This is a genomic window from Chryseobacterium sp. NRRL B-14798, from assembly GCF_050470705.1.
GTDB classification, from domain to species: domain Bacteria; phylum Bacteroidota; class Bacteroidia; order Flavobacteriales; family Weeksellaceae; genus Chryseobacterium; species Chryseobacterium cupriresistens.
On sequence record NZ_JBFLUL010000005.1, the window covers coordinates 3,857,188 to 3,867,421 of the forward strand.

A 10,234-nucleotide genomic window follows, 5' to 3' on the forward strand; every position below is an offset into this window, starting at 1 on the left:
TCTGATGAAAAAGTTAACTAAGCATCCAAAGAGTAAATTAGGGCTCAGAAATAAAAAAAATATTTCAAGAAGATCCTATTATTCCCAGTTTACCTCGCTGTTCTATCTACGAAATACAAACATAACCTTAGAAAGAGATGCTAAAGAGATTCTAAGAATGTTAAAAGAATTACAGCAGCTTATCAACAAATCAAGATTGGTATTTAGCACATACTGTAGTTTAAGCCAGCATAACCTGTGGCAGTCTGTTTTAGAAGACCTGAGCGGGAACATACAGAATATTAGAATCCAGTTTGAATATATACTGGAAAATATTACTAAAAAAAATAAAATCAATGCATCTATATTCTGGCAGCAAAACGAAGTCTATACAGATGAAATGGAAGTAACCCATAAAAAACTCATTCTATTGACTACTCAGATTTTACCGGAAGAAGAAAGATCATCATGGAAAGTAAATATTTGTAACTTTTACGATGAAATTTTTTCTTTACTCATTCCACTTATCGGGATGTGCAGGATTGAATTGAACTTTATAGAAAAATATTCGCCTAAAATCTTCAACCAAACTGCTATGGATATTATTAAAAATATTCCAAAAAATTACACATTACAGGAAGCAAAGGAATATGAACATGAATACTTAAAAGTATTAACTAACTACAGTCATGGGTTCTATAGAAAAAATAATTTTTGGAACAGCATATTATACATCCTTTCAGGTGGTATGTGCCCATTACCATCAGAACGTACCTTATCCAAAAGAGAGATCAGCAGAAAAATGAAAGATAAGTTTTCTTAATGAACCTCCACCTAAATTTTTTATCTTATTAAATATTTTTGAAATGAAAACAATACATCTCTTTCGGTTTAACGATTCTATTTTCCGTAAAATTCCTTTCTTCAAAGAAGAGCATAGGTTGAAAACCGATGTAACGGAAATTGATTTAATGAATATTGAAATAGTAACCGAATATGTCGTAAAAACCCATGATGACTTTAGTTTTGACAATACATCAGGAAATGATCTTTTATCAATGTGCAAAAAAGCTCAAAAAACAATTGAACATTATTTTGTGATAAGACTGGATCACTATGATTTTATATGAAAAAGTTATTTAATCAAATGTTAGAATCATAATCCAAACAGTAAGATATTGGGGAACTCCCCGTATTTTAATCTTTTTAATTTGACTTCTTATTATAAAAATGATAAAGAAAAATAACATCCCCTGTATAGGCAGGTTTCGAATGATTTCTTATAAGAAGCTTAGCTTCCACCACTACTTTTATAGTTCCTCTGAGATCTGTCACCGATTTCACAGTGGCCTGTAGTTTCACATCGCTATTTACAGGAACAGCCTGGCCAAATTTAAGATTCTCAATTCCATAATTGATTTCCATTTTTACATTTCTCACCTCAGCAATTTGTTTCCAGAGATAAGGGATCAGTGATAACAGCAAATAGCCATGAGCAATAGTTGATTTAAAAGGCCCTTCTTTTTTTGCCTTTTCCTCATTAATATGGATCCACTGGTCATCTAAGGTTGCTTCTGCAAACCTGTTGATCTGCTTCTGATCTATGGTGTGCCAGTCAGAAAACCCAACCATTTGTCCTTCAAAAGCCTTATACTCTCTAAAATTGTTAATGATAATCATGTTTGTCTGTCTTTTTTATTTAGACTGATTGAAATTCTTCCTTGAAAAACCTCTCACGTTATGTGAGAGGTAAATGAACATAATGGAAAATAAAAAGTAATTTAACTTACACCAATGTTCTTTCAAACAATATACTCAAATTCCAAAGATTACTGGACTTTGAATTGTAAAAAAATATAAAAATATAATACTGAAATTGAAAATAATATTTATTTCAAACAGATGATATTAAAGCTTAATTATACCAGTTTTACATTAACCGCATTTAAACCTTTATCACTCTTTTGTACATCGAAAACGACTTTATCATTTTCACGGATTGATCTTGAGTCTAATCCTGAAGAATGTACAAATATATCTTTACTCCCGTCTGTAGGAGAAATAAATCCGAAGCCTTTTGCTTCATTGAAAAATTTTACTGTGCCTTGTTGCATTGTAATTATTATTAAAAAATTATTTATTGTTTTCTGTAAACTCTACAGATTTTATTTATAAAATGATCTGACCGGCATTGTGAATCCTATCAGTTTTTGAATATTTTTAAGATCTAAGCGCTCATCGGTATCGCAAAATGAAATAGCAGTACCTTCCGTTCCTGCCCTTCCGGTTCTTCCGATCCTGTGGACATATGTTTCCGGAATATTGGGAAGCTCATAGTTTACTACATGAGGAAGATCATCAATATCAATTCCTCTGGCGGCAATATCTGTAGCTATCAATACTTTAATCTTACTGCTTTTAAAATCATCAAGTGCATTCTGTCTTGCGGTCTGAGATTTGTTCCCATGAATCGCTGCAGCAAAAATCCCTACTCCTTCCAATTGCTGTACCAGCTTATTGGCAATATGCTTAGTACGGGTAAAAACCAGTGAACGCCTCATATTTTCATTTTGCAATAAATCAATCAACAAACCCGTCTTATCTCTTTTTTCCACAAAATAAACGGATTGTTTCACCGTTTGTGCGGTTGAAGATACCGGAGTTACAGTAACCTTTACCGGATTATTCAGAATTGTTTCCGCAAATTTTCTTATACCTGAAGGCATTGTGGCCGAAAAAAATAAGGTCTGCCTTTTCTGGGGAATCAGCTTTAAAACTTTTTTGACATCATTGATAAACCCCATGTCAAGCATTCTGTCTGCTTCATCCAAAACAAATATTTCTATTTTAGAAAGATCAATATGTCTTTGATTAACCAAATCCAGTAATCTGCCGGGTGTAGCCACCAGAATATCTACTCTTTTCCTAAGAGCCGCAAGCTGACCACCTGCTGAAACTCCTCCATAAATAGAAAGCTGTGATAAAGGTAAATATTTGCTGTACACAGCAAAATTCTCTTCAATCTGTATTGCCAATTCGCGGGTCGGTGTAAGTATTAATGTTCTGATCTCTTTATGATCAGGGGTATATTTTTTTAACAGCTGAAGAATAGGCATTGCAAATGCTGCCGTTTTTCCTGTACCTGTCTGGGCACATCCTATAATATCTTTTCCTGCAAGAATATGAGGTATCGCAGTATACTGTATTTCAGTTGGCTTAGAATACCCTGCTTCTGTTACAGCACGGATAATAGGATTGATTAAATTTAAATTTTTGAAACTCATCATAATGTTCGGTCTTCCCGATATTTTGTAAGCAAATTCCCTTTTCAGAATTTGAATTGGTGTATCATAATGATGAACAAAGAAATTCTTTTCTTTTCATCATTTTACTTGCTTAACTTCCGATAAATACCTGTGTAGTATTCATGAGCCTGCAATAACGTATCCTTCTAGGATGAAAAGACTTGTGGAGTGTTTTCACATTCGAAACCCGATTGATAATTGGGTGGCTGAAAAAGCAAAAACTGAAAGAAAAAATGGTGAGTTTAAACTATTACAGAATGGCAAAGGCAGAAACCTGTTTTATAAATGCAGTGCAAATATACAACAAAACAATTAGGCAAAAGTAAATTTAATTAACTGATTATCAAAAATATATTCGTACCTTACGCACATAAACTGAATTGTTTGCCTTTGCGGATGATTTTAAATTTTACTCCCATGCAAACTTCATTTCCCATAACTCATCCCCATTCCCAAACTACCGATCTGCATTCAACTCCGCAGGTAACAATTGCTTACTTTATTATGATCCATCATAAACCTGATGCATTTAAAGAGATGTTTCAGAAAATTTATACAAGGGATCAGTTTTACCTTATTCATATCGACCGGAAAGCAAAAGCGGAATTTACAGAAGAAATACAATTATATTTAATACACTTCCCCAATGTGTATATTCTGGAAAGCATGAATATTGTGTCTGGAGGATTTAGTATGATCCAGGCTGAACTTAATGCGATGGAATATCTTTTGAATGTAAGTCATGACTGGGATTATTTTATCAACCTGAGTGGTGAAGACTTCCCACTCAAGTCACAAAATATTATCCGTCAATTCCTTACCGTTAATAACGGAAGAAATTATCTTTTTTATTACGACCAGAAATTTTACAGGCCTGATACACTGCAAAGGATACAAAATCATTTTACAGAGCTGACCCATAAAATATCTTCATTTATTTATAAAAGAGAATTTATGAAGGAAGTTATACCTTATATTGGTGGGAAATGGCTTATCCTTACAAGAGAAACCTGTGTATTTTTAACCAATAATAAAAGGGTAATGGATTTTGAAGATTATTACCTTCACACTCTTTTACCAGCTGAATCATTTTTCCAGACAGTACTCCTCAATACAGCCTTTAGTGATATTATTGTGAATGATGATAAAAGAGCAGTCATTGAAAAAACTTTTTTTAGTAAAGACCAATATGCTGACAACTTCATCGAAACTCTGAAATCCTCCAATAACCTTTTCATTAGAAAAATAGATGATAAAACAAATAAAAATATTCTAAAATATATTAATGACACTTATCTTCTTCCTTTACCTGAAATTAATGAAGTTGAAAGAGAACTTAAGAGAAATGATCACGACGACAAATGGTCATAAGAAAACTTTGTACACTTGTAAATAAATTAGAGACTGTACACAAAATATTTTCATATGAATAATTAAAATAAAAATTAATGCTGATAAAAGAGGAGCTTTTGATGAACTATGGAGCTAAAATTGTAAATTTTACAAAGGGAAAATATGTATTTAAAGAAAATGATGACGTACTCTCTTATTTTCAAATTTCAACAGGAACTGTGAAGATTGTCAGTGAGAAAAAAGCGGGTCGTGAATTTATTCACAACATTTCTATTCAAGGTGATTGTCTAGGAGCACTTTTCCTGTTCTTAAAACATCCATATTCTGTAAGTGCCATTGCAATGGAGAATTCTAGGATAATCAAATTGGAAAAATTGGGCTTTGATTTAATGCTAAAAGATAATCCCAAAATACTGTTAGATTTATACAAATATACCGCAGAAAATATGCATTATACCTACCTGATGAAAGGATTTGCATCAGAAAGCCCGTCCGAAAAAATAATGAATCTATTCAATTACTTAAAAAAATCAAAACCTCCGACTGATTCTTTTCAAGTATTTCTCACCAGACAGCAAATTGCATCACTAACAGGATTAAGAGTGGAAACTGTTATAAGAACAATTAAAAAACTGCAAAATCTAGGAATACTCCTGGTTATCAATAGTAAAATATTTTATTAATATATATTATCATATTTCCCGGTAATAAAAATTACTTGGTAAAAATGAAACTTATTAACCTTCATGATTAGTAAAAACAACATTTAAAAATATTTGAGAAAATGCATATCTTATTAAAGTAATAGCATAATAAACATTGCAAGGCTTTATTATATAAAAGTGTCAAGAATTATGGAATTCTCTTTTATTACTTAAGAGCTACATTATAAGGATTTATTTTACAATAAATTCATAATATGTACTAGCAGAGAAATCAGATGTTTAAAATCATATTATTATACTTTCTGAATCGTTATGAGAATCAAGATCTTAAAAAATATTTATTTTAATTAATTCTTCAAAAAATAAAACACAATAAGAAAATTGCAATAAATACAAGATCCATATTCTCTTTGCGAGTTAGATAATATTATCATGCAGTTTACATTATATAGTGAAGCTTTTTCCAGACAAAAAAATATATTAGTCGTAAGATTACGATCAAGATTTTAAGTTGTGAAGATATTCGCTAATGGAAGAATGTACATTTTAACTATAGAGACCACCGATGATAAAAAGTTACAAGTCTATCTATTTTATAATCGAAACAATAAAGCCCGTGTTAAAAGTATAGAAATACTTATCTAAAATAGCGGTTGGGTATAATCAATAAGCCTTCAATTAGCAGAAGGCTTATTTAGGTAACGTAATTTATGCGATTTAGTACATAATATGACCACCATTAATCTTAATTATATCTTTCTTCTCCATTTTTTTTACAGTTCTAATGACCGTTTCAACACGTAAACCTGTCAAATTCGCAATTTGCTGCCGGGTTAGCGGTACTTCATATGAATATTGTTTTTACTCAGTGAACTCTCCTTGTAATAATCCATCAAGGACTTTATTTTTGACATAGGGTCAATGGATGAGTTATTAAAAGGCATGATATATTTATAGAAAGCCGATCGCAAAGATAAGCAAAAAGGGAAAACATTAGATCTTTCCTTTCCTCTAACATCTTTAAAAAGTCTGACTTTCGTAACTTTAATATAGTACATTCTATTCTAGAAATAGCATTTGTTGGATATTTGTTATCACTAAAAAGCAGTGATTCACCAAAACTTTGCCCATCCGAGAGGATATTTTGAGTAAATTCCTTTCCATCCTCATGGTAATTATTCAGTTCCACTATTCCTCTTACAATTTGGAAATAATAATGGGGACAATCTCCCAATAGATAGATAATTTCCTTTGCAGAATAGTTCTCATAAACCGCTCCGTTTTCGAGCAAAAGATTTTCATCGATAATCATATTTTATTATTTCATGATAGTTTGTATACGAATATCTCAGTTAAAATTGGTAATACATCGATACAAATTTTAAGCCATCCATAATTAAAATTATGAAAGTATGTAATTATATCATAAATCTTATGTTCAAACCATTTCTAAATCCCCCACTCATTTAATCTTCACTACAATTTCATTTTTACAACAAGCTGTAATGCTATGAACTTACAATTGAAAACAGATGGAAGATAAAAGTTTTGACAAGTATGTATCATTTTAAGATTCTATATTCAAACCCCTCCCATAAAGAAGGGTTAATAATTTTCACTAATAGCAACTATTGTGTTATTGCAACCTATTTATAGTACTTTATGATGACGTTAGCAATAACAAGACAAAAAACAATGTTGATCTGAAAACCGTTTTTGATGTCAACTCTCCTTCTTTCCTAAATCTTTTATTGTCTGTAATACTTGTTTCCATAAGTGGCAGCCCTAAATCTGAAATCACTTTACTGTAGTTTTTGTAGAGCAACGTCCGTTCTCTTCCATCCACCTGATTCCAGAATAGATGTACAGCCCAAATTCCCGTTTGAGTTTCTTTCATTAATACATTGGTCAGAACATGGGTGAAACTTAACGTACTTTCCAGCACAAAACGATCCACAGTAATGGCAGAAAAAATATAATGGACTTTCGTCAAAGTTTTTAAAATACCAGCGGTATTCACAGTTCCCGGTAGATCTAAGAATATAACATCAGGTATTGTTTCAGATTCATCAACATAAGCATCTATATCCTCTAAAACTTGGTCGGCTTTACTCTGGAAAATGGGATACGCTTTTTTATTAATACTCGTAAGTTGTTTGTGAGCGATCTTTTTTAAAATCTCATGCTGCATCACCATTTTTAAATCCCGCTCTCTCATCTAGAGTAAACTGTACTGTGGAAAAGGTTCCAGTATTTCTTTCTATTTTTGCTTATTGTAATTTTTCGATATTAAATATAGTAATTCCAATATAGTTTTAGAAGAATAATTGCTTGCTCAATCTAAGACAATATAGGACGGAAACCATAATACTTAGCTTGGGAAAAGAAAAACTGTTGGCTTTTTCAATTTCATACGCCTTGCCATCGGTAGTCATCAAATACCAGCCGGCAACCATCATAGTCCAATACAGTATGCAATTTGATAGCTCCATTATTGCTGCGGAACCACACTCATATCCATGAGGTAAAACTTGCGCTTGAGCAACCTGAGTTCTTTATGATGGTTGAAATCTTATTCCACAAGTATGTGCCATAAGTCTGAATTAACAGATCAGATTCCAATCTATTGACAATGTTTTTAAAGAGTTGTTTCGAATCCCTCTTACAAAAACATTTTTTTCCATTTAGTAACAGTATTTCTACTCAGTTGATAATGGTTGGCGAGTTGTTTATTATTTAATTTATTCTGTTTCTGATAGTCTAATATTTGTAAAATATCAGATTTATTGTATGAATGAAATCTCTTGTTTATCTTTATTGATTCTTCTTCTGATGGTCCAAAAATTTTTTTGTTTAGCTTAAGAATATCTATGGCTGACAAGTATACTTTATTCAACAAGGGTAAACATTTGTGCAATTTATCTGGAAATTTCAGGTATAAAATATCTGTATAAATAGCTTTATAATCAGGATTACTATTTGAATATTTTTTTTTTGTCATGTGGGTTATTTATTTAGGGTTAATTTATATATAGCTAAATTTCTACCTAATTTTTATAATTCTAATTTTAGAAATTAATTGAGCTTTAATGATTGTACTTTTATCAATATCATTAGCCAACTTTTTATTAAAAGAATTTTTACATGGATAATAATTATGAATCTATTTTCATAAAAAATTCTTTATTATTATTTGCGAAGATTTACCATGATACCCAACAGTTTCCTGCATTCTAATGGGTTCCTGTTGATGAGAATCTTACTTTTAACAATTTTCACAAAAGTATTTTCTTGAACAAGATTATTCTGTTATGTATCATTCTTTAAACCTCGTTATATAAGCTTTATCAATAACTCAATCAAAATCAATTTTTATTGGTAAAACTATTTTCATGTCTTACCATTTTGAGAGATATAGATCTCTCCTATTTTCTAGGAAGAATTTAGTTTATTATTATATCAGGATAAAACTTACCTTTTCTTTACATTTATGGAGGAAATCATCCTCTTACATTTTAACTTTGTATTTGGTGATCCATTTGTATAATGTAGTTTTAGGTATCCTATATTTCAGTATCACCTGGTCTCTTGTCATTTTTTCAGACTCAATCTGTTCCACTATAAAATCAATGATTTCCTTTGTATACAAGCTTTTTCGAAACTTCGGAAGCGAATATTTTTTATTGGTTGCTTTTCCTTCCTCTCTCACTCCAGGAGCATATAAAATCAAATGCTGGGAATATAATCGAAAAAAATCATATTCCAAAAGTTTGCTCCATCGTAATAAGATATTAGTGGGTAAGTTTTCTGATTGGTACATTTTCCTGACATCTTCATCACTACATTTCAAAAAGTTAGAAATACGGGACATTTCTATCCTGCTTTCTGCAACTGTTTTTTCTATTAATTGACCAATATGGATGTTCTTAAAATCCATTATATATATTTAATTTGTGTTATTATTTTTATTGAAGTATGCTCAAAAGTTTAATAACTTTCCGCTATAGTTGGGCATTGTTTTACAACTTGTAAGTTCATAATCCCTCCAAGTCCTTGTAAATCCATTCTCAAATCCTCCCATTTGTCATTACAAAGTCATCTCATTAGAGTTCCTGTAGCATTTGATGTTGCAATCGTACATATTTACCTCTTTCCCCAATCTTTTTATCAGCTTTCTGAATAAAGAAACAAGCTACATTGCAATTGATTAATGATTTTATACCAACCTGTTATGTTTTGAAACTTTACAAGGATCAATTTATATTTTAAAGTAAGTACTTTATGGTTTCCAGAAAGACCATACTTTGCCATTGTAAACAGCAAGCTGTTTTTTTGTGGTATCATACACCAGCATGCCTGATGCAGGATTGATGATATTTAAATGTGGACTTGCAACATTTGGAAGAATCATTGCTTTATCTACATCTGTTAAAACCAGGATTCCGCTTGTGGTATCCATTGCTCCATTTGTTCCGATAGCAGTTTTAGCCGTAGGTTTTTCTACCTTATCAGATCCTTGTACTGACAGATCTGCTGTACCTATCGTAGATACTGTTCCATCGTCTTCGCTAAGATTGACCCACATTCCACTATCTTTTAGATATTTTACTTTATGGTCAGTTGTATCATAAATGACACTTCCCTCTTCTGTAATACTACTTTTGTCTGTAATGTAAGGAAGAATAAGCCCTCTGTTCTCTGTACTGGCAAATTCCAGTGAAACCGATATATTAGTTACCGATTGCTTACCTATTGCCACTTGTGACTTAGCTGGTAAACAAGCTAATGATAATATTAATGTTGTGATAATTGTTGATTTCATTTTTTGAATATTTTTACTAATTATTAATACGAACAGTATTTTTGGTACTTATGAAAAGGTTAACTCCTTTTCTCTACAATTCTTAAGCAAACCATTTCTACTGGAAGATT

Annotated in this window: 13 protein-coding genes; 4 read left to right on the forward strand and 9 right to left on the reverse strand. The window is 31.4% G+C overall.

Annotated features, from left to right (window positions below; all coding sequences use genetic code 11):
• Positions 1-4 precede the first annotated feature (4 nt).
• Positions 5-802: a hypothetical protein gene (locus AB1278_RS17740; protein WP_429816107.1), complete on the forward strand. Its 798-nt coding sequence runs from the start codon at positions 5-7 to the stop codon at positions 800-802.
• 43 nt (positions 803-845) lie between these two features.
• On the forward strand, positions 846-1,109 hold the full coding sequence (locus AB1278_RS17745) for a heme oxygenase (protein WP_068944034.1): 264 nt from the start codon (positions 846-848) through the stop codon (positions 1,107-1,109).
• Between the two features lie 76 nt (positions 1,110-1,185).
• On the opposite strand, the gene AB1278_RS17750 is transcribed toward AB1278_RS17745, so the two are convergent.
• The 3 genes from AB1278_RS17750 to AB1278_RS17760 all read right to left on the reverse strand — a co-directional run bounded on the left by AB1278_RS17750 (position 1,186) and on the right by AB1278_RS17760 (position 3,263).
• Positions 1,186-1,659, reverse strand: a complete 474-nt coding sequence (locus AB1278_RS17750) for a MaoC family dehydratase (protein ID WP_429816110.1) — start codon at positions 1,657-1,659, stop codon at positions 1,186-1,188.
• 239 nt (positions 1,660-1,898) lie between these two features.
• A complete protein-coding gene (locus tag AB1278_RS17755; RefSeq protein WP_429816113.1) occupies positions 1,899-2,093 on the reverse strand; it encodes a cold-shock protein in 195 nt (64 codons plus the stop codon).
• 51 nt (positions 2,094-2,144) lie between these two features.
• On the reverse strand, positions 2,145-3,263 hold the full coding sequence (locus AB1278_RS17760) for a DEAD/DEAH box helicase (protein WP_429817389.1): 1,119 nt from the start codon (positions 3,261-3,263) through the stop codon (positions 2,145-2,147).
• A 438-nt stretch (positions 3,264-3,701) separates the two neighbouring features.
• On the opposite strand from AB1278_RS17760, the gene AB1278_RS17765 reads away from it, so the two are divergent.
• Together AB1278_RS17765 and AB1278_RS17770 are read left to right on the forward strand one after the other, a co-directional pair.
• A complete protein-coding gene (locus tag AB1278_RS17765; protein ID WP_429816116.1) occupies positions 3,702-4,655 on the forward strand; it encodes a beta-1,6-N-acetylglucosaminyltransferase in 954 nt (317 codons plus the stop codon).
• 77 nt (positions 4,656-4,732) lie between these two features.
• On the forward strand, positions 4,733-5,320 hold the full coding sequence (locus tag AB1278_RS17770; protein WP_429816119.1) for a Crp/Fnr family transcriptional regulator: 588 nt from the start codon (positions 4,733-4,735) through the stop codon (positions 5,318-5,320).
• Positions 5,321-6,019: 699 nt separating this feature from the next.
• On the opposite strand, the gene AB1278_RS17775 is transcribed toward AB1278_RS17770, so the two are convergent.
• The 6 genes from AB1278_RS17775 to AB1278_RS17800 form a co-directional block, all read right to left on the reverse strand.
• Complete coding sequence (locus tag AB1278_RS17775; RefSeq protein WP_429816122.1) at positions 6,020-6,115, reverse strand: hypothetical protein; 96 nt, start codon at positions 6,113-6,115, stop codon at positions 6,020-6,022.
• An 88-nt stretch (positions 6,116-6,203) separates the two neighbouring features.
• Entirely contained in the window at positions 6,204-6,614 is a 411-nt protein-coding gene (locus AB1278_RS17780) for a Crp/Fnr family transcriptional regulator (RefSeq protein ID WP_429816125.1), read from the reverse strand.
• A gap of 348 nt (positions 6,615-6,962) precedes the next feature.
• Positions 6,963-7,520, reverse strand: coding sequence for a ParA family protein (locus tag AB1278_RS17785; protein ID WP_429816128.1), 558 nt, complete (start codon positions 7,518-7,520; stop codon positions 6,963-6,965).
• A gap of 444 nt (positions 7,521-7,964) precedes the next feature.
• Positions 7,965-8,303 (reverse strand): helix-turn-helix domain-containing protein, encoded by a 339-nt coding sequence (locus tag AB1278_RS17790; protein WP_429816132.1) that lies wholly within the window; start codon positions 8,301-8,303, stop codon positions 7,965-7,967.
• A gap of 507 nt (positions 8,304-8,810) precedes the next feature.
• A complete protein-coding gene (locus tag AB1278_RS17795) occupies positions 8,811-9,239 on the reverse strand; it encodes a transposase (RefSeq protein ID WP_309995733.1) in 429 nt (142 codons plus the stop codon).
• Positions 9,240-9,581: 342 nt separating this feature from the next.
• Positions 9,582-10,124, reverse strand: coding sequence for a hypothetical protein (locus tag AB1278_RS17800; protein WP_309995731.1), 543 nt, complete (start codon positions 10,122-10,124; stop codon positions 9,582-9,584).
• Positions 10,125-10,234 lie beyond the last annotated feature (110 nt).

Coding starts and splice junctions, on each gene's coding strand:
- AB1278_RS17740 (WP_429816107.1), top strand. CDS start 5: ATGAAAAAGTTAACTAAGCATCCAAAGAGTAAATTAGGGCTCAGAAAT.
- AB1278_RS17750 (WP_429816110.1), bottom strand. CDS start 1,659: ATGATTATCATTAACAATTTTAGAGAGTATAAGGCTTTTGAAGGACAA.
- AB1278_RS17795 (WP_309995733.1), bottom strand. CDS start 9,239: ATGGATTTTAAGAACATCCATATTGGTCAATTAATAGAAAAAACAGTT.
- AB1278_RS17780 (WP_429816125.1), bottom strand. CDS start 6,614: ATGATTATCGATGAAAATCTTTTGCTCGAAAACGGAGCGGTTTATGAG.
- AB1278_RS17785 (WP_429816128.1), bottom strand. CDS start 7,520: ATGAGAGAGCGGGATTTAAAAATGGTGATGCAGCATGAGATTTTAAAA.
- AB1278_RS17760 (WP_429817389.1), bottom strand. CDS start 3,263: ATGAGTTTCAAAAATTTAAATTTAATCAATCCTATTATCCGTGCTGTA.
- AB1278_RS17765 (WP_429816116.1), top strand. CDS start 3,702: ATGCAAACTTCATTTCCCATAACTCATCCCCATTCCCAAACTACCGAT.
- AB1278_RS17745 (WP_068944034.1), top strand. CDS start 846: ATGAAAACAATACATCTCTTTCGGTTTAACGATTCTATTTTCCGTAAA.
- AB1278_RS17800 (WP_309995731.1), bottom strand. CDS start 10,124: ATGAAATCAACAATTATCACAACATTAATATTATCATTAGCTTGTTTA.
- AB1278_RS17770 (WP_429816119.1), top strand. CDS start 4,733: ATGCTGATAAAAGAGGAGCTTTTGATGAACTATGGAGCTAAAATTGTA.
- AB1278_RS17790 (WP_429816132.1), bottom strand. CDS start 8,303: ATGACAAAAAAAAAATATTCAAATAGTAATCCTGATTATAAAGCTATT.
- AB1278_RS17755 (WP_429816113.1), bottom strand. CDS start 2,093: ATGCAACAAGGCACAGTAAAATTTTTCAATGAAGCAAAAGGCTTCGGA.